This is a genomic window from Serratia sp. MF1(2023), from assembly GCF_030954545.1.
Taxonomy (GTDB): domain Bacteria; phylum Pseudomonadota; class Gammaproteobacteria; order Enterobacterales; family Enterobacteriaceae; genus Serratia; species Serratia sarumanii.
The window spans coordinates 19,763-37,685 of the sequence record NZ_JAVHUX010000012.1 but is presented as its reverse complement, the minus strand read 5'-3'; the positions used below and the strand labels follow the sequence as shown (position 1 = coordinate 37,685).

The window sequence follows — 17,923 nt, the reverse complement described above, 5'->3', positions numbered from 1 at the left end:
GGTTAACGATAACCTGATGAGCCTGATCGGAGGATGTATGTCTGACAATACCGTAGCCGTGCTGGATAGCGTGTCGCGTTTTCTCGATCGTCAGCATGGGCTGTATATCGACGGCCAGTGGCGCGCGTCCGCCGCGGAAGGCCGCCTGGCGGTGTATAACCCCGCCAATGGGCAGCAGATCGCCACCACCGCCGACGCCAACGAACACGACGTCGCGCTGGCGGTGCAGTCCGCCCACAAAGCCTTCAGCGAAGGCGTCTGGGCGCAGCGTCTGCCGGTAGAACGAGAACGCATCCTGCTGCGCTTCGCCGATCTGGTGGAGCAGCACGCCGAGGAGCTGGCGCAGCTGGAAACCCTGGAGCAGGGCAAATCCATCAACATCGCCCGCGCTTTCGAAGTCGGCAGCACCCTGAACTGGATGCGCTACACCGCCGGGCTGGCGACCAAAATCACCGGCCAGACGCTGGACGTCTCCATTCCGATGCCGCCGGGCGCTAAATATCAGGTTTATACCCGTAAAGAGCCGATCGGCGTGGTCGCCGGCATCGTGCCCTGGAACTTCCCGCTGATGATCGGCATGTGGAAAGTGATGCCGGCGCTGGCGGCGGGCTGCTCCATCGTCATCAAGCCGTCGGAAACCACCCCGCTCACCCTGCTGCGCATCGCCGAACTGGCGAGCGAAGCCGGCGTGCCGCCGGGCGTGTTCAACGTGGTCACCGGCCGCGGCACCTTGTGCGGCAAGGCGCTGACCGAACATCCGCTGATCGCCAAAGTCAGCTTTACCGGCTCCACGCCGGTGGGCAAAAGCATCGCGCGCGCGGCGGCGGATCGCCTGACCCGCGTGACGCTGGAGCTGGGCGGCAAAAACCCGGCCATCGTGCTGAAAGATGCCGATCCGCAGCAGGTGATCGAAGGCCTGATGCTCGGCAGCTTCCTCAATCAGGGGCAGGTGTGCGCCGCCAGCTCGCGGATTTATATCGAAGCGCCGATTTATGACCAACTGGTGGCAGGTTTCGAACAGGCGGTGAAATCGCTGTCGGTCGGGCCGGGGATGGATACCGGCGCGCAAATCAACCCGCTGGTGTCGCTCGCGCACCGCGACAAGGTGGCGGCCTACCTGGACGACGCCCGGGCGAAAAACGCCGAGCTTATCGGCGGCGCGGCCGGGCCGGACGCCAACGGCTTCTACATCTCGCCAACGCTGGTGATCAACCCGGACGATCGGCTGAACCTGACGCGTGAAGAAGTGTTCGGCCCGGTGGTCAACCTGATTCGGGTGGCGAGCGCCGAGGAGGCACTGAGCAAGGCCAACGACACCGACTTCGGGCTGACTGCCAGCCTGTGGACCACCAGCCTGCAGCAGGCGATGGCGCTGACGCCGCGCATTCAGGCCGGCACCGTGTGGGTCAACACCCATACGCTGATCGACCCTAACATGCCGTTCGGCGGGTTCAAACAGTCGGGCAGCGGCCGTGATTTCGGCCCGGATTGGCTGGACGCTTACACCGAGTCGAAATCGGTCTGCATCCGCTATTGAGTGAAGCGGCGCGGGCCTGGCCCGCGCCCTGGCTTACTGATACTGCCGACGGTACTCGCTCGGCGACATGCCGAAACGCTGCTTGAAAGCGGTCGAGAAATGGCTGTGATCGGCAAAACCCCAGTCGAGGCCGACTCCGGCCAGCTTCTCCTGCCCGGCGGCGCTGCGCAGCGCCTGCGCGCACAGATCCAGCCGGCGGTTCCTGATGTACTGGGCCACCACCAGCCCCTGACGGGCAAACAGCCGATACAGGCTGCGCAGTGACACCCCCAACTCGGCCGCCACCCATTCCGGGCGCAGCTGCGGCGACTGAATATGCCTGTCGATCAACGCCAGCGCCTTGTCGAAAACCGGCTGTTGCCCCTCCGGGCGCGCCTGTTCGAGCGCCAGCGCCGGGCGCAGCAGCGCCGCCAGCGCATTCAGCACCGCCTCGCTTTCCGCCGCGGCAAGCTGAGGATCCTGCATGCTGCTCAGCACCAGTTGGCGGCTGAGGCGCACCGCGCTGAGCTCTGCCCCGAGACGCTGGGCGCAAGGCGGCGGCAGCGGCAGGCAGCCGCGCGGCAACAACAAGGAGATTTGGCGCGAATCGCGCTGGAAGGTGAAGCTGCTGGGCCGTGAGGCGTCGATCAGCGTGATGTCGCCGGGAGAGAGCACCGTCTGGCTCTCGCCCTGCTCCATCAACGCGCTGCCGCGCAGTTGGAAGACGGTAAAAAAGTGCGCGCCGTCGCTGCGGGCGATCTCGCGCGGCGTGCGGTACAGCCGGGCCTGAGACACGTCGACCACGCTCAGGCGCAGCGCATGGGCGCGGAATTCCTGCATCGCCCCGCTGAAGCCCGGCCCCAGCGTTTTTGCGCAGAATCTGCCGCAGGCGGTGTTGATTTTGCCCAGCCACTCTTCGAAGCCGACGTCCCGGAGCGTTGCCAATGCCGTCATGATCTCTCCCTTCAAACAGCAGCGGTGCTGCGCCGTTGAACAGAAAACCACCATAACAATCCGTTAACACACAATCAATGGCGAGCCGGGGATTTGGCGCCGCGATCACAGATCATCGGGCGCCGGAGGAGGAATCGCCTTAAGGCTGCGTATCCAACAGATGCCGCACCACCGCCGCGTACTCTTTGGCGTAGCCTTCAACGCTGGTGCTGGCCATGCCGGCATTGTCTATCTTGTATTTGCCGGCTACGTAGAACGACGGGGTGCCGCGCACCTCGAACGCCTTCACCGCTTCGTTCTGCTTGGCGATCAACCCTTTGACCAGCAGGCTGTGGCGCGCGTTTTCATAGGTGGCGGCATCGATGCCGGCCGCCGTGAACACCCGCTGAATATCTTCGGCGCTATTGACGGCGCGCTGTTTCTGCACCGCGTCGAACATCGCCCCTTCAATCTTGTCTTCCACGCCCAGCACCGTCGCCACCGCCCAGGCTTCGGTCAGCTCATTGCCCAATTTGCCCATCAGGCTGACGTGATACTTGGTGACTTTCTCACCGGCGGGCAGCGCCTGCGCCACGGTGCTGCCTACGCGGTAGGTTTCGGCGAACTGATAGCAAGGGCCGCAGTAGAAGGAGAAGAACTCCACCACCGCCGGCGCGGCGGCTACCGGCTTATCCAGCCGGGTGTATTGCTCGCCCGCACGGTAATCCGCGGCCTGAACCGCGGGTAGCGCCAACATCAATACGATGGCGGCGGCGAACGAACGCTTAACGTTTGCCAACATAAACACTCCTGGTTTCGATTATGAACATCGTCCTTAGCGCCGGTTTTTATAATCAAATAACCGGCAGAAGGCCAGTTTTTATTACCTTATGTTTATGTGGGATTCAATCAACGGCCTTCGTAACCGTCCCAGTAGGCGCCCACCGCTTCCTGCGACAGCACCTGACGGCGTTTAGGATTGTCGGAGCCGCTGTAGGCGCGATTGATGAAAATGGTTTTGTGTTCCATGTTCTGCTGGAATTCCGGGCTGGCCAGATAATCGGCCTTTTTCTGCGCCTCGCTGCGCGCCACGCCCGCCGCGCGATCCTTTTTCCCCTGCTGGTAGAACTGTTCGAACATCGGCACGGCGTTTTTAATGCTGCCGTTCACATCGGTGCGGAATTGCGGGTCGAAGTCGTCGCGCGTTTGATAAACGTAGTGCTTGGCATGTCGCTCCGCGCTGCTGAGGTGGTGGGTGCAGGCGCTGAGCGCCAACAGCGGCAACAACAGCGCCGCGCTTTTCAGTCTTTTCATGTCGTCTGTCCCTGTCAGTGAGGAAGGTTCCTTTAGCGCCAAGAGCATAGCGCCGGCCCCCGGTAAACGTCAAACGACAAAATACGCATCACATTGTTTTATATTAATATTATATACATTTATTGGTATTCATTGCCTGAAACACTATGCTTTAACCGAACAGGGTAAACACTCACCGACAGCGAGGCGGCCAATGAAACCGATCGACAAAAACGTGGGGGAGTACGACCTCACGGCGGAAAAAAAAGCGGGCATGATCACCGGCACTATCCGCGGCGAACTGCCGGACAGCGACGCCAATCTGCCGCTGCTGCCCTTCTCCGGCACCTTTGCCGGCCCGAGCGTGGCCGAAGCCATCGCCGATATTCAGCAGCAGTTCCCCGACATCGAACCGGCGATTATCGACGACTTGCGCGAGGAACTGCTGAAGGCCGGTTTCTAAACCGGATCGCGGTGGCGCACGAACGGGCTATAGACCGGCGCACCGGGCTTCAGCGCCAGATCGGCGTCAAAATCGTCATTGCGGTTGAACCGCACCGCCGGCCAGGCGGCAAGATCGCCTAAGCCAGCCCGATACGCCTGCGTCACCTGCACCAAAGCAGCGTTCTGCGCCTGCAGCGCCTCGCCCGTCAACCCGCCGCGCACGCCATAAACCAGGAACGGCTCCAGCACGCTAAAGCCGATATAGTGCAGCGCATGCATGATCGGCCACAGCATCAGCCGCATATCGCCGTCGCGCCCGTTCGGCGCGCAGGCCTGAGCGGAGGCGCCGGCGGTGACGGTCAGCAGCGCCCGTTTGCCGCGCATCACGCCGTTTTCATGGCGGTGGCGGCTGTCGTAGATCCCACCGTAAACGAACACCCGATCCATCCAGCCCTTGAGGATGGCCGGCGCGCCGAACCACCAGAAAGGGAACTGCAGCACCAGCGTGTCCGCCCAGCGCAGCAGCTCGATATGCCGCCGGATCTCCGCCGGCAGCGCCTGAGTCGTCCAGTGATGGCGCTGCTCCTGCATCGCATCAAATCTGTCCGCCTGCTTTCTGCTGGGGTAATGGTCTGCGCCTTCACGCGGATCAAACCCCTCCTGATACAGATCAACCGTCTTCACCTGGTGCCCCTGCGCCAGCCAGGCCTGCCGCGCCTGTTCGGCCAAATGGGCATTGAAAGAATGCGGCTCGGGGTGAGCCAGCACAATCAGCACGTTCATCCTGTGTCTCCCGCTGTAAGGTGGTGCTGCTATGCTGTGGCTTTATCGCACCCTTGGCAATTACGCACCTGAAGGTAACCCCCCATGGCCTATCCCGGCGACGTCTATTCGAGTAAATGCTCCGCGCGCGATGCGCTGGCGCTGATTTCCGGCAAGTGGGTGATGCTGATCCTGCCCGCGCTGGCGCAGCGGCCGATGCGCAACGGCGAACTGCTGCGCCGCATCGACGGCATTTCACAGAAGGTGCTGACGCAAACGCTGCGCCAGTTGGAACGCAACGGGCTGCTCGAACGCTTGGATTTAAGTGAAAGGAATCAGGCGCATGTGGAATACCGGCTCAGCGCCGTCGCCTGCTCGCTGGTCGAGACGCTGACGGCGCTCGACCGATGGGCGGAATACCATTTCCCCGAGTTGGACGCCGCCCGCGAGCGCTATGATGCAGACCGCAAGCGCGCGGCCGATTAAAGCGGTTTGCCTGGCAACGCGGGGCGCACAGAATGCGCAGCTGAGACGCTTGTTCCCCGTCGCGCCATCCGTTATCTATAGTTAAATCAATTCGCCGCTAACGGCCCCCCACCTGAGGATCTTGCCTTGACGTTTTTAAAACACCCTATCGCCGGATTGGCGCTGGCAAGCGCCGGCCTGCTGTCGGCGGGCGGCGCGCTGGCCGCTTCCGATGCGCTGGTGTACTGCACCGTCGCCTCGCCGGAATCGTTCAACCCGCAGCTCGCCAGCTCCGGGCCGACCTTTATCGCCACCTCACAGGTGCTGTACAACCGCTTGGTGACGCTGAGCGAAAGCGATAAAACCCCCGCCCCTTCGCTGGCCACCGAGTGGAGCGTCAGCCCGGACGGCAAGACCTACACCTTTACCCTGCGCCAGGGCGTGAAATTCAACAGCAATAAATACTTCACCCCAACACGCGATTTCAACGCCGAAGACGTGGTGTTCACCGTGATACGGCAGAAGGATCCCGCTAACCCGTATCACAAGGTCTCCGGCGGCAACTATGAATACTTCACCGACATGGGCCTGGACAAGCTGATCGCCAAGGTGGAAGCGGTGGACGAGCATCACGTGCGCTTCACGCTGAGCCAGCCCAACGCCGCCTTCGTCGCCGACTGGGCGATGGATTTCGCCTCGATCCTGTCCGCCGAGTACGCCGACGCGATGCTGAAAAAGGGCACGCCGGAATACGTCGACAACTGGCCGATCGGCACCGGGCCGTTCGCGCTGCAGCAGTACAAACAGGATTCGCTGATCCGCTACATCGCCAATCCGCACTACTGGCAGGGCGAAGTGGCCAGCAAGCACCTGATCTTCTCGATTACGCCTGATCCGCAAACCCGGCTGGCCAAACTGAAAACCAATGAATGCCAGATTATCCCCGCGCCGCTGCCGGAACAGTTCGCCGCCATCAAGGCCGACGGCAACCTGCAGCTGCACGACATCACCGGGCTGAACGTCGGCTATCTGGCGTTCAACACCCAGAAAAAGCCGTTCGACAACCTGCTGGTGCGCCAGGCGCTGAGCTATGCGGTGGACAAGAAAGCGATCGTCGCCGCGGTGTTCAAAGACAGCGGCACACCGGCCAACTCGCTGCTGCCGCCGGGCATGCTGGGCTACAACGATCAACTGCCGGAATACGCCTACGATCCGCAGAAGGCGCGCGAGCTGCTGAAGCAGGCCGGGCTGGAGCAGGGCTTTGAGACCGATATCTGGTCGATGCCGGTACAGCGCCCCTACAATCCGAACTCGAAGCGCATCGCCGAGATGATCCAGAGCGACTGGGCGAAGGTGGGCGTGAAGGCCAAGATCGTCACCTGGGAGTGGGGCCAGTATCTGGCCGGGCTGCGCAAAGGCGAACAGCAGAGCGCGCTGTACGGTTGGGTGTCGGACAACGGCGATCCGGACAACTTCGCCACCCTGCTCGGCTGCGCCGGGGTGCAGAGCGGCGCCAACGTGGCGCGCTGGTGCGATAAGGATTATGACAGCCTGATCCAGCAGGCGATTCTGGAGAACCAGCCACAGGCTCGCGCCAAGCTGTATCAACAGGCACAGGTGATCTTCGCCAAACAGGCGCCGTGGCTGCCGCTGGCCACCGGCAAAGTGTTCTACGCCACCCGCAGCAACCTGAGCGGCTATGTGGTGGACGTGAACGGCAGCGATTTCGCCAAGGCCAAATTGAACTGATCCCGGGCGCCGCAGCGAGGGCTGCGGCGCTATTTGCTTCGCTACTTATTAAGCTGCCAGCCTCTGAATCTATCGTCCATTAGCTTCACAACTTACGATGCCAACTACCTCCTCTGCCGCCAAACACTTAGCCCACTAAATTCATAGCTTAATAAGCGGTTTAACCCCTGGCATTTTGCTTAAACTGCACACGGGCGCTTTCCTCACCTGTAACATTTCGTTACCATCGGCGCACAGACCCTTTAACATCAAAAGGCAACTCGGTGCAGAACACCTACATGCCGTGGCAAATTCGCCTGCACTGGCTGGTGGCGATCCTGCTGGTCATCACCTGCGTCACTATCGAGCTACGCGGCTTTGCCGAACCGGGCAGCGCCCCCTGGTACGTGCTGGTTGTCACCCACTTCAGCTGCGGCGTAACGGTGTTTGCGCTGATGATCGCCCGCCTGTTCCTGCGCTGGCGCCACCCTTCTCCCGCCATCGCGCCCAAACCGCCTAAGTGGCAAACCGGCCTGGCGCACCTGACGCATACCCTGATTTACCTGCTGCTGTTGACGCTGCCGGTGCTGGGGGTGTATTCGCGCTATCTGGGCGGCAAGGAGTGGTATCTGTTCGGCCTGCCGATGCCGTTCGCCGACGTGGCCGATCGGCCGCAGGCGCGGATGATTATCGGCTGGCACAAAACGCTGGCGTCATTCGGCTACTGGCTGATCGGCCTGCATGCCGCCGCCGCGCTGTTTCACCACTACATCGTCAAGGACAATGCGCTGGTGCGCATGCTGCCGTTGATGAAAAAGCGCTGAATAATTTGGCGCCAGGGATGAATTTTCGGGCCACGCCCGCTGACAGGGAATGACATGCAAACCCAATTTTTTAATGTGACCGTCGAACAATGTGCCTGCCAACAGACGGCGCCCGACAACCTGGTGAGGATCATCGCCGCCGGCCAAACGTTCTTTTTTTACCGTGACGACTTCAGCGACAGCGAAAATCTGCTGGCCACGCTCGCCGCCGGCGATCGGGTGAAGATTGGCGCCCATCGCCTGCAGGACGGCAGCTACTGGCTGCACTGGCTGCTGCACGAGACAAAAGGCCGGCTGGAGCCCGACAGAACGCTGAAATACAAGCTGAAATACTTCGCCCTGCTGGTGCTGGGCGCGGCGCTGGTCGGCGGTTTTCCGGCAGCCTTTTTCATCATGGACGGGGAAGATTCCTGGCTGACCATCGTTCTGTTCTTTATCGCCGTAATCGCCGGCCTTGTCGGCATCGGCATGGTGCTGTTCGTCGGTTCTGAGCTGCTGCTGATCGGGCATCGCGGCCGCAGGCGCCTGCTCAAGGCGCTGGATCGCGTGCTGCAGGGGCAAGACGTCACGCCGCCCGGATCGCTCAGCCTGAAAATCCCCGGCATCAAATACCGGGCCGTCAGTGCAGACGCCGCGTCAGTGCCCGCAGCGCAGCAAACCGACGTCCCCCTCCCCGACGGCGTCGAGGCCTCCGGCATCGAGACGGTCAACGCCCTGAGCTACGAACTCCGCCACTATGAGATCCCGCGCCAGGTGCAGTATTTGGACACCTATGCGTGGCGCCAGAAGGAGACGCACTTCGCGTTGACGACCCGTGCGCTCAACGTCCCCAATACCAAACTGCATCCGGTATTTCGTCGGCAACATCCGCTTTTCATCGCCAAAGGCGATCCGCTGCAGGTGCTGTATTGCGAGAACGACACCGTCCCCGAGTTGCCTACGGTGCGTGGGATCATCAACCACCGCGATCGCCAGACCTACCTCATCGGCGGCCGCCGCTACTTCACCGAATCCGGCCTTAACCTGTGCGCGCGCGTTGTCTTCATTCTCGGCGCGATCGTGACGTGCTTTGTGCTCGGCCTGGCGGTGGCGGATAACGCCGATACCCCGGCGGGCTTTTACCTGGATGCCTGGACCCTGCAGCGTCTCGGCAGCGAATTGCCACCGATTCTTCTCTTAATGATGCTGATGGTCAGCGGCCTCGCGCTGTTGATCGAGGGCTTCGCCCAGATCTGCCGCCTTTACTCTTTTGACCAGCACCGCACGTTTAAAACGTTTAAATACCTGCGCAATCTGCGCCGCAGGTTATGGCAGCAGGATCAGGTGACGGAGCTGAAATGATGACGTTAGCGCTTTATAAAAGACCCCTTATTATCCTGACGCTGTTTTTGGCCAGCGCGCTGGGCGTCTATTTCCTCGCCCCAGAACAACGCTATGCGCAGTGGCAATGGACCCAGAGCGACGAAGCATTGCCGACGATAGCCCATTACGATCTCATCCACAGCTACCCGGCGCAGGACGGCGCCCTGCTGCTCATCAGCAAAAGGAGTGAGCGCGGGGCCTACAATAGCTTTTACGGCTGGGCGGCCAACTATCTCAGCCAGGTGTTGTTCAGCGGCCCGCAGGGATTGCAGATGCTGGGGGAACTCGACGAGTCTATCCACGATGCGGTTTGCGGCGGGCAGGAGTGCGTGCTTTTTCTGTCCAAGGGGCGCCGGATGGTCGATGTGAAACAGGGCACCATCGGGGCGCTGATCCCTTGGCCGGAGGGCGACGACAACCGGCCTTCCTTTATCGGCGGCAAACTGGTGGCGCTGCCGGGTAAACGCGCGCTGTATCTCATCAGCACCGAAGGCGTATTCTACAGCCCGGACTTTGGCGCCCATTGGCGGCAAACGCTGGATCTGCCGGCGCTGTTGGAAGCGCGACAGCTGCTGGGTTTTGAGCGCGGCGAGGAGGACTCACCGACGGCTTACGCCTCCGGCAAGCGCAAATCCATACCCGAGATCTTTACCGCCGTTGACGGCGATCGCGTGCTGTTCTGGATGAATCCGGTGCTCGGCTCCGGCGCCTTGCACATCGCCGTTAACGGCAAAACCGGCGAGGTGGCCGAACCGCATTGGCTCACGGTGCGCGTGACGGAAAGTGCGCAGGCCCCGGATGGCGGCATCTACCTGATCGCACAGACGCTGGAAAGAGGGCTGTATCAGCTCCTGCGTTATCAATCCGACGGGCAGTTGAAGGTGCTGCTGGAGACCGGCGATAAATCGCTGTATCAGCTGTGGGCAGGCAACGACAAGCTGGTCGCCCAAACGGATAACGGCGATGCGCGCCTTTCGCTGATTTTAGATCTGCGCTCATCCGACGTGCGCTACCGCCAGCCGTTGGAGTACCGCTACAACGGGCGCGACGACGCACGCCAAACCGTGATCGAACCGGAAAGCCACTATGGCGATGACGGGGAGCCCCCGGCGCTGCCCTACTTCGTTCGCTACCGTTCCACCACGCCGTGAACATGAGGAACTTGCCATGCTGTTAGGTTATGGCGCCGGCGTTGCAGGGCTGGTGGCGCTGTTGTTGGCGCTGCTGCTCGCCGGCATCCTGCTCGCCTGGTGGGGCTGGCGCTACGCTTCTGCCCGCTGCGGCCGCCCACGCCCGCCGCTTTCCTGGGGCGGCTATCTGCTGGCCTCGGCGCTGGCGATCTACCCGGTGGCGTTCGTGCTGATGCTGATCGACATCGCCATCCAGGATCTCAAGAGCCAGCGGGCGGAAGAACGCTGGAATCGGCGCAGCTACCTGACGCTCGACGAAGCCAAACCGTTCGGTGAAATCACGCTGACGAAAGGCAGCTGGGTAAACCGGCAGGAACCGCGCCTGCCCGGCACCGAAGACAGCCCCATCACGATGGACGGCGTGACCGCCGTGCGTTTTCCTCGGCCGCAGAGCGTGGCCGGCGTGCCGATCATTGCCTTCGAGGTTTTACCGCCGGTAATGGAGCTGGCGAGCGCGCACACCTTTACCCGCCCGAGCGGCCAAAGGGTGCACTGCGAAGCGGGTTGGCTGGTCTCTTTCTCTTTACCGCCGGATAAGCCGGCCCCGCAGTGGGAAGAGTGGCAGGCCGGGCTGCCTGCGGCGGCGTTTCGGCCCAGCGACTGGATCTTTAGGGAGTGCTTCCCCGGCAGCCCGATCGCCGTGCTGACCTTGCACAACGGCGAAGTCAGGGTGCTGCCTTAAGCCTTACGCCGTGGCGTTAGGCAAGCGCACGGTCACGCGGTTATTGGCCGTGGGCAGCCGCAGCGGCGCGTCCTGCCAGCTTACTGCGATAACCAAGACCGGCGGCGCCGCTACGCGCGGCGCACGCCCGTCGGGCCCCACGCTGTAGGCATCCCATTCAATCACGAATACGCCGCCGTCTTGCGGCTCGACCCGCTCGACAAAAAAGGTGGTGTCCGAACCGCGCCAGCCCGCCGGTTTGTGCGCGTAGGAGAGCAGGCTGAACCACTCGCCGGCGAAGTACAGATGGTACAGACCATCGACGATATGCTCACCGCGGAACTGGCAGCCGCCGACGCTCAAGCCGTCGCCCGTCGGCGATTCCGCCACGCGTTCGAGATCGCACACCAAGCGATCGGTCGGCCGGTTATCCAGCAACAGCTCATAAGGCGGCGCGTGCAGCAGCGCGGCAGGATCGTCCGCATGGCGCAAATCCGCCGGTAACGTCGAGCGCGCCGCCAGCGCGCGGCCACTGGGCAAGGCGATCTCCAGACGATCCGCCGGATCCTCTGCCCACTGCGGCACCCACAGACCGCGCACCTGACGCAGCGGCGTGGCCACCGCCTGCCGACAGCTCGCCCGCAGCCACGCCAGCGCCTCGGCGGAACCGCCGGCCACTGCTTCCAGCTCGCGATCGGTCAGCGCAGGCAGCGCGTACATCGCCCGGGCGGCAGGTTCGTAGACCGTCAGCCCCTCACCCTCGCGGCTGCGGGTCGGGATCAGGCGCAACCTGCCGCCGTCCACGTCCTGCGGCGCCGCACAGGCGCCATGCACAATCGCTCCGTCGCGCAGCAGCAGCGTCCAAAAATTGGGGCCGCCCATGCCCAGCTCCCCCACGCCGCCAATCTGCCGGTCGCTGTCGCCGGCGTGCGCCATTTCAATCGGCTGCGAACGCCAGTCGGTCTTGCGCCACTCTGCGGCCTCTTCGGGGTTTTGCACGCCTTTTGCGGCGTATTTGGCCCATTGCAGCACGGCGAACAGCGCGATGCACAACGCGCCGAAAATCGGGTAATCCCGCCAAATCAACAGCCAACCGACGATCAAAAAGGCCCAGGCGGCCATGGCGATATCCTTTTTCAAGAGCAAACCGCCTGATTCTAGCGCAGGCGGTTAGCGGGGTTGAAGCCTATGCCATGAATAATTAGCCGTTAAATAGAAAGGCAATAATTTCAGCGTTATTTCTGTGACCATGAAGATCACATAAATAACGCTTCACTGAGTGATTTTAACGTAGAAAAGATAACTCTCTGTATCTCAATGCAATATTTAAACCCGTATTAAAATGCAAAGAATTAAAGCGGGAAAAAACCGCAATAATTTGTGCATATTCTAAACATTGACTATGTTTAGACATACTCTTTATATGCAGGTAAACGTACTGAAAAACAAAAAAGCAAGACCCTCAAGATAATTAAACCAACCTCGCGCACCGCGTGGGTGAAACACTATTTACTATAAAAATTCCGAGGATATTTGATCTCCACGGAACGAGTAACTTTGCGTTTTATCAGGCCAATAGGCTACACACCGCAATTAATATCATTATTAGCATTTCGGAGAGCGACAATGAAAATCGTTACAGGCATTATCCTTACCTCTGTGGCCGCCTTCAGCGGCGCGGCTTACGCGGCCGATGCGCAGCCTACCACCGGCAACGCGGAAGTGACGCTGGAACACGTGCACGCCGTGATGGAAAACGGCAGCCCGGCGCCGCAGCACGACGCCGCCTGCAAAAAAGAACTTTCCATGCCGGAATCGAAATATATGGGCATGAAGGTCAAAACCGATTACACCATCAACAGCAGCACCATGATGATGTCGGCCAAATCGATGTTCCCATCGCCAAACGATAAACAGCCGATGGAACTGACGGTCGATCTCTCCGCGCTAGGCCTGGCGGATGTGTATGCCTTCGGCGCCTTTAAACCGGCCGCGCTGCCGCAGGCGTATATTTATTTCACCATCGACAAGGATTTTAAAAATCCGGTCAGCACCTTTATGGTCATTAACCAAGGCAAGCAATATAACTGCGTGATCTCCAGCTCGAATAAAATGATGAGTGAAGAAATGCGCGGCAAGATGATGAAGAAACAGTAACGGAACGAAAAACGGCGCTTCCCTTAACAGGAAGCGCCGTCAGCAAAGCATTAAATCAGACCAGGATTGTATTTCTGATTGAATTTCTCTTCCGATTGGAACAGATAAATAATGCCTTCGATAAAGCCGACAATCGCCGGGATCCCCGTCCAGCAGAACAGCAGGTAGAACAGCCCCCACCACTTCATCCCTAAGTAAAACTTGTGAATGCCCAGCCCACCCAGGAAGATGGCCAGCAGGGCCGCCGCGAGCTTGTCTTTTCTACTCATAGTGCACTTCTCCTTACTTCTCACCGAACCACCGGCATGTCCAAAAAACGGATGCCGCTCCAGAGAGCGCCGCATCGCAATGCTTACGGAGAAAAACATTCACTCCTGCAAGGCTCAACGGGAGTAATTATAACAGTAATTAATTAAACGGTTGTTTAACCGGCGAAACGGTAGACAAATGGGAGATCGCATTGATTTGACTATGCGCTATCCCTCCGTACTATCCCTGAGGCATAAGTTATTAACAGCGCCATATTTAATCCGCTGCAAAAAAGAGTGACAGGAAAATTGCACTCTCTGTTGGCAATCGGAATTTAGTATTTAATTCAATTAATTATCCGATTAACAGCCATCACCCTACCGTACACCAGGGTTCGCCTATTTGAACCAATGGCGTCAAAGCCGGTGTGGCAAGTGAGCATCTAATAGGCCAGGCCGCTCAGCCATTACTATTGATCGCCCCTATCGCCCGACGCATCGTCCTTCATACGGCGTTGTATTTCGCCAATCGGTTTACCTCATTTCCATCATTCATTTTGATGTCAACTAAGTCTGCTTTATACAAGCGGCTTTGCCGTCCATCCTGCACAGTGCAGGAGCGGCCATCGCAACTCTCAAATTTTCAATGTCTCAATGACCATTCTTAGGGCGGGGGATACATTGCGATGGGGATAATAAAGAAATAACCCTTCCATTCGCAGGCTGTAACGCTGTAATACCCTGATTAGCACCCCACGCTCTAAATCATCGGCAACCAACTCGACAGGAACATAGGCCAGCCCCAGGCCCAGCCGCGCGGCTTCTACCTCCATATAGCTGTCAGATAAGGCCCATTGCCCTTCCGGCCGATGAGTGATTTTTTTATCATCCTGATGGAGTTCCCACTGGTATAGGTTGCCGTCGGCAAGCTGATAGGCGATACAGGGATGTGTCTTTAAATCCGCAGGATTTTGTGGAAAACCGTAACGACGAAAATGTTCAGGAGTCCCCACAATCGCCATCTCCATATCGGGCGTAATACGCACCGCGACCATGCCCTGGCCTACTTCAGGCCCAAGACGTACGCCTGCATCGAATCTTTCCTCGATAATATCGACGAACCGGCTCTCGTTCATGAGTTCGAGCCTGATATCAGGATAGCGCTGTTTAAATACCGCAAGCTTTGGCAGCAGGCATTTATCAATCGCGTGCTGGCTGGCATTGATGCGGACCGTGCCGGAAGGGGTCTCACGATAATGCGCCAGTGTCGCAAGCCCAAGATCTAAGGTATCAAATCCGGACTCCGTTTTCTGATAGAGCTGCTCACCCGCTTGCGTCAGCGATAGCTTACGCGTGGTGCGCACCAGTAGCTGGACACCTAACCTTTCTTCAAGCTCGCGAACAGAACGGCTTATCCCCGATTGAGCCAGGCCAAGCCTGTGAGCCGCAGCGGTAAAACTGCCTTCCCGTACTACCTGCATAAACAGGTAAAGCTCGTTGTAGTTCTCCCTTTTTGCCATTGATTTACTCCCCCAAGAATGACGCCAGTCTCAGCATTAATTTATAACAATATGGTATTAATCTTAGCAATTATCTCCCTCTAATCAGCATTAATTCTGCTCACTATAATGAGCCCATCAAAACAAAGCACAGCAGCGTTGTCCGTAGGAAACCTGTCTCTCTATCTTGTTTTTCATGGGGATTTTTATGAAAGCTTTCACCCGAACGCTAAAAACCGCAATGCCTGCCATGCTGTTATTCGCATCATTAAGTGGAGTCACGACAATGAGTTATGCTGATTCAGTCAATCCGAATGCTCCTGTTTCGATGATCGATAAATGGGACAAGACGTTTGCCGAGAGCCAGAAAGTCGATCATCGTAAGGTCTCGTTTCAGAATCGATATGGGATCACCTTAGTGGGCGACCTTTATCTCCCCAAAGATCGTGGCGATCGCAAGCTGGCGGCGATTGCCGTCAGCGGGCCTTTTGGCGCGGTGAAGGAGCAATCCAGCGGCCTGTATGCGCAAACGCTGGCGGAACAGGGATTTGTTACCCTGGCGTTCGACCCTTCTTATACGGGGGAAAGCGGCGGCTATCCGCGTAACGTCGCCTCGCCGGATATCAACACGGAAGATTTCAGCGCGGCGGTAGATTTCTTGGGGCTGCAAAAAGAGGTGGATCGCAACCGTATTGGGCTGCTCGGCATTTGCGGCTGGGGCGGCATGGCGTTAAACGACGCCGCGATGGATACCCGCGTCAAAGCGGTGGCCACCAGCGTGATGTACGACATGAGCCGGGCGATGGGCCATGGCGTAGGTGATGGCAAAGACCGTTATTCGACCGCCGACCGTCGTGCCGTTCTGCAGTATCTGAATGAACAACGCTGGAAGGATGCGGAAAGCGGAACGTTCGCACGAGGTGGCCATGATATTAACGTCGACAGCAATGGCAAGGTCAGCGCGGGTGAGCGCATTCTGCCAGAAACCCTGCCGGCCGATCCGCATCCGGTGCTGAAGGAGTTCTTTGATTACTACCGCATGCCGCGCGGTTTCCACGAACGCTCCGTTAACTCGACCGGGGCGTGGACGGCAACGATGCCGCTGTCGTTTATGAATATGCCGCTGCTGAGCTACGCCAGCGAAATTACTATCCCGACGCTTATCGTGACCGGTGAAAAAGCCCATTCACGCTATTTTGCCGAAGATGCTTATAAGGCGGTCGGCAGTAAAGAAAAAGAGCTGGTGATTGTCCCCGGTGCAAATCATGTGGACCTGTACGACAATGCGGCCGGTAAAATACCTTTCGCTAAGTTCGAACAATTTTTCAAAGCCAATCTGAAATAGCCCCTCTACTGACAACATTAAAAGCCGCCTGTCTACGCGGGTGGCTTTTATTCTGACTTCCGTGAAATCTGACTATGTCTGCACTTAGCCAAACACCATCACCGAATAATCAGCCCGCTTACTGGAGCGGCATTTTTGCCATGACCCTGTGCGTCTTTGTGCTGATTGCATCGGAATTTATGCCCGTCAGCCTGCTTACGCCGATTGCCCGTGATTTAGACGTGACGGAGGGGCTGGCGGGACAGGGAATTGCCATCTCCGGCGCGCTGGCCGTCCTGACCAGCCTGACGCTTTCGACGTTGGCTGGAAATGTGAATCGCAAGTACTTACTGCTGGGGATGACGATTCTGATGGCCGTGTCGGGGCTCGTTATCGCACTGGCTTCCAACTATCTGATGTATATGGCAGGCCGCGCGATGATAGGTATTGCGATCGGTGGATTCTGGTCGATGTCTGCGGCAACGGCAATTCGTCTGGTGCCACAGCATCAGGTTACGCGTGCGCTGGCTATTTTCAACGCCGGCAATGCGCTGGCGACGGTAGTGGCAGCGCCGCTGGGGAGCTATCTTGGAGCGACCATCGGATGGCGAGGCGCTTTCTTGTGCCTGGTCCCCGTCGCGGCCGCTGCCTTTATCTGGCAGTGCGTGAGTCTGCCGGGTATGAACGGCAATAATAACCCTGCGTCACGCGGATCCGTATTGCGCCTGCTCAGTCGCCCTGTTGTCTCCATTGGCATGCTGGCTTGTGGCCTGTTCTTTATGGGGCAGTTTGCGTTATTTACCTATGTGCGTCCGTTTCTGGAATTGGTGACGCGGGTTGATTTCTCTGGCTTGTCGTTAATTTTACTGGTTATCGGTGTAGCCGGTTTTATTGGCACGCTGGTTGTCCCGGCATTCCTCAATAGGAAATTCTATCTAACGCTGATGGCCATTCCTGGGCTGATGGCTGTCATTGCCATCGCCCTGATTCTTGCCGGGCATAACGTTTGGGCTGTCTCGTTGCTGTTAGGCCTCTGGGGCATGCTGGCAACCGCCGCGCCAACGGGATGGTGGACATGGATTACACGCACGCTGCCCGAGGATGCGGAAGCCGGAGGCGGCCTGATGGTTGCGGTGATTCAGCTCTCGATTGCCCTTGGTTCAACGGCAGGTGGCATGATGTTTGACAGCCTGGGATGGCGAAGTACTTTTGGCTTGAGTGGCTTATTACTTCTTGGTGCGGTAGCGATGGCGTTTCTTACGTCCCGTCAAAATAGCAATACGTACTAGCGTAATCAGTTTGTTCAAACGAACTCTCAGCCATGGCAGTGAAAGCTAGCCGAAAATTCAAGACCGAACAGAAGTACGCGCGCGCCGGTTTTTACCGGACAACAAACCAATCGATTCATTGTAATTCAAAGCGTTTAGGGATAATTAAGGATGTGGTAGGAAGAGATGAGGGTGCCGATGACAGGAGTAAAAAACATCTTCAACCAATTTTTTTAATAAACTTATTTT

Annotated in this window: 18 protein-coding genes; 11 read left to right on the top strand and 7 right to left on the bottom strand. The window is 58.7% G+C overall.

Features of this window, described 5'->3' with window-relative positions:
• Positions 1 to 37 precede the first annotated feature (37 nt).
• A complete protein-coding gene (locus REA38_RS06910) occupies positions 38 to 1,537 on the top strand; it encodes an aldehyde dehydrogenase family protein (protein ID WP_308885454.1) in 1,500 nt (499 codons plus the stop codon).
• A 33-nt stretch (positions 1,538 to 1,570) separates the two neighbouring features.
• Here the strand turns inward: REA38_RS06910 and feaR are convergent, their stop codons facing one another.
• From feaR to REA38_RS06895, 3 genes are all read right to left on the bottom strand, one after another.
• On the bottom strand, positions 1,571 to 2,470 hold the full coding sequence (gene feaR / locus REA38_RS06905; protein ID WP_164097306.1) for a transcriptional regulator FeaR: 900 nt from the start codon (positions 2,468 to 2,470) through the stop codon (positions 1,571 to 1,573).
• A 139-nt stretch (positions 2,471 to 2,609) separates the two neighbouring features.
• Positions 2,610 to 3,251, bottom strand: a complete 642-nt coding sequence (locus REA38_RS06900; RefSeq protein WP_060422125.1) for a DsbA family protein — start codon at positions 3,249 to 3,251, stop codon at positions 2,610 to 2,612.
• A 107-nt stretch (positions 3,252 to 3,358) separates the two neighbouring features.
• A complete protein-coding gene (locus REA38_RS06895; protein WP_033647394.1) occupies positions 3,359 to 3,763 on the bottom strand; it encodes an Exc2 family lipoprotein in 405 nt (134 codons plus the stop codon).
• A 193-nt stretch (positions 3,764 to 3,956) separates the two neighbouring features.
• Between REA38_RS06895 and REA38_RS06890 the strand changes: the two genes are divergently transcribed.
• Entirely contained in the window at positions 3,957 to 4,205 is a 249-nt protein-coding gene (locus tag REA38_RS06890) for a hypothetical protein (protein WP_019454278.1), read from the top strand.
• Here REA38_RS06890 and REA38_RS06885 read toward each other — a convergent pair.
• Entirely contained in the window at positions 4,202 to 4,969 is a 768-nt protein-coding gene (locus REA38_RS06885) for an NAD(P)H-dependent oxidoreductase (protein ID WP_308885452.1), read from the bottom strand. The two genes, REA38_RS06890 and REA38_RS06885, sit on opposite strands and share 4 nt — an antisense overlap.
• 84 nt (positions 4,970 to 5,053) lie before the next feature.
• On the opposite strand from REA38_RS06885, the gene REA38_RS06880 reads away from it, so the two are divergent.
• The 6 genes from REA38_RS06880 (at position 5,054) to REA38_RS06855 (ending at position 11,199) form a co-directional block, all read left to right on the top strand.
• A complete protein-coding gene (locus REA38_RS06880; protein ID WP_047569126.1) occupies positions 5,054 to 5,434 on the top strand; it encodes a helix-turn-helix domain-containing protein in 381 nt (126 codons plus the stop codon).
• A 126-nt stretch (positions 5,435 to 5,560) separates the two neighbouring features.
• On the top strand, positions 5,561 to 7,162 hold the full coding sequence (locus REA38_RS06875; RefSeq protein WP_308885450.1) for an ABC transporter substrate-binding protein: 1,602 nt from the start codon (positions 5,561 to 5,563) through the stop codon (positions 7,160 to 7,162).
• Positions 7,163 to 7,440: 278 nt separating this feature from the next.
• Positions 7,441 to 7,965, top strand: coding sequence for a cytochrome b561 (cybB, locus tag REA38_RS06870; RefSeq protein WP_079656961.1), 525 nt, complete (start codon positions 7,441 to 7,443; stop codon positions 7,963 to 7,965).
• Between the two features lie 54 nt (positions 7,966 to 8,019).
• Complete coding sequence (locus tag REA38_RS06865) at positions 8,020 to 9,306, top strand: hypothetical protein (RefSeq protein ID WP_308885448.1); 1,287 nt, start codon at positions 8,020 to 8,022, stop codon at positions 9,304 to 9,306.
• Positions 9,303 to 10,478, top strand: a complete 1,176-nt coding sequence (locus REA38_RS06860; protein ID WP_033647403.1) for a hypothetical protein — start codon at positions 9,303 to 9,305, stop codon at positions 10,476 to 10,478. The genes REA38_RS06865 and REA38_RS06860 overlap by 4 nt, the downstream gene beginning before the upstream one ends.
• A 16-nt stretch (positions 10,479 to 10,494) precedes the next feature.
• Positions 10,495 to 11,199, top strand: coding sequence for a hypothetical protein (locus REA38_RS06855; RefSeq protein ID WP_033653327.1), 705 nt, complete (start codon positions 10,495 to 10,497; stop codon positions 11,197 to 11,199).
• A 3-nt stretch (positions 11,200 to 11,202) separates the two neighbouring features.
• Here the strand turns inward: REA38_RS06855 and REA38_RS06850 are convergent, their stop codons facing one another.
• A complete protein-coding gene (locus REA38_RS06850; protein ID WP_308885443.1) occupies positions 11,203 to 12,318 on the bottom strand; it encodes a hypothetical protein in 1,116 nt (371 codons plus the stop codon).
• A gap of 486 nt (positions 12,319 to 12,804) precedes the next feature.
• Between REA38_RS06850 and REA38_RS06845 the strand changes: the two genes are divergently transcribed.
• Positions 12,805 to 13,335, top strand: a complete 531-nt coding sequence (locus REA38_RS06845; protein ID WP_039567038.1) for a hypothetical protein — start codon at positions 12,805 to 12,807, stop codon at positions 13,333 to 13,335.
• A gap of 50 nt (positions 13,336 to 13,385) precedes the next feature.
• Here REA38_RS06845 and REA38_RS06840 read toward each other — a convergent pair whose 3' ends face one another.
• Entirely contained in the window at positions 13,386 to 13,604 is a 219-nt protein-coding gene (locus REA38_RS06840; RefSeq protein WP_015376761.1) for a TM2 domain-containing protein, read from the bottom strand.
• A gap of 614 nt (positions 13,605 to 14,218) precedes the next feature.
• A complete protein-coding gene (locus REA38_RS06835) occupies positions 14,219 to 15,103 on the bottom strand; it encodes a LysR family transcriptional regulator (RefSeq protein ID WP_308885439.1) in 885 nt (294 codons plus the stop codon).
• Between the two features lie 187 nt (positions 15,104 to 15,290).
• Between REA38_RS06835 and REA38_RS06830 the strand changes: the two genes are divergently transcribed.
• Together REA38_RS06830 and REA38_RS06825 are read left to right on the top strand one after the other, a co-directional pair.
• The gene (locus REA38_RS06830; protein WP_033647518.1) at positions 15,291 to 16,427 is read left to right on the top strand and encodes an alpha/beta hydrolase; all 1,137 of its coding nucleotides are present in this window, start codon (positions 15,291 to 15,293) and stop codon (positions 16,425 to 16,427) included.
• A gap of 140 nt (positions 16,428 to 16,567) precedes the next feature.
• On the top strand, positions 16,568 to 17,695 hold the full coding sequence (locus REA38_RS06825; protein WP_308414722.1) for an MFS transporter: 1,128 nt from the start codon (positions 16,568 to 16,570) through the stop codon (positions 17,693 to 17,695).
• The last annotated feature ends 228 nt before the right edge of the window (positions 17,696 to 17,923 follow it).

Excerpts from the sequence above, each read along its gene's own strand:
- REA38_RS06845 (WP_039567038.1), top strand. The coding sequence starts at position 12,805 with ATGAAAATCGTTACAGGCATTATCCTTACCTCTGTGGCCGCCTTCAGC.
- REA38_RS06825 (WP_308414722.1), top strand. The coding sequence starts at position 16,568 with ATGACCCTGTGCGTCTTTGTGCTGATTGCATCGGAATTTATGCCCGTC.
- REA38_RS06840 (WP_015376761.1), bottom strand. The coding sequence starts at position 13,604 with ATGAGTAGAAAAGACAAGCTCGCGGCGGCCCTGCTGGCCATCTTCCTG.
- REA38_RS06910 (WP_308885454.1), top strand. The coding sequence starts at position 38 with ATGTCTGACAATACCGTAGCCGTGCTGGATAGCGTGTCGCGTTTTCTC.
- REA38_RS06890 (WP_019454278.1), top strand. The coding sequence starts at position 3,957 with ATGAAACCGATCGACAAAAACGTGGGGGAGTACGACCTCACGGCGGAA.
- REA38_RS06855 (WP_033653327.1), top strand. The coding sequence starts at position 10,495 with ATGCTGTTAGGTTATGGCGCCGGCGTTGCAGGGCTGGTGGCGCTGTTG.
- REA38_RS06860 (WP_033647403.1), top strand. The coding sequence starts at position 9,303 with ATGATGACGTTAGCGCTTTATAAAAGACCCCTTATTATCCTGACGCTG.
- REA38_RS06865 (WP_308885448.1), top strand. The coding sequence starts at position 8,020 with ATGCAAACCCAATTTTTTAATGTGACCGTCGAACAATGTGCCTGCCAA.
- feaR (WP_164097306.1), bottom strand. The coding sequence starts at position 2,470 with ATGACGGCATTGGCAACGCTCCGGGACGTCGGCTTCGAAGAGTGGCTG.
- REA38_RS06885 (WP_308885452.1), bottom strand. The coding sequence starts at position 4,969 with ATGAACGTGCTGATTGTGCTGGCTCACCCCGAGCCGCATTCTTTCAAT.
- cybB (WP_079656961.1), top strand. The coding sequence starts at position 7,441 with ATGCCGTGGCAAATTCGCCTGCACTGGCTGGTGGCGATCCTGCTGGTC.
- REA38_RS06900 (WP_060422125.1), bottom strand. The coding sequence starts at position 3,251 with ATGTTGGCAAACGTTAAGCGTTCGTTCGCCGCCGCCATCGTATTGATG.
- REA38_RS06835 (WP_308885439.1), bottom strand. The coding sequence starts at position 15,103 with ATGGCAAAAAGGGAGAACTACAACGAGCTTTACCTGTTTATGCAGGTA.
- REA38_RS06830 (WP_033647518.1), top strand. The coding sequence starts at position 15,291 with ATGAAAGCTTTCACCCGAACGCTAAAAACCGCAATGCCTGCCATGCTG.
- REA38_RS06895 (WP_033647394.1), bottom strand. The coding sequence starts at position 3,763 with ATGAAAAGACTGAAAAGCGCGGCGCTGTTGTTGCCGCTGTTGGCGCTC.
- REA38_RS06880 (WP_047569126.1), top strand. The coding sequence starts at position 5,054 with ATGGCCTATCCCGGCGACGTCTATTCGAGTAAATGCTCCGCGCGCGAT.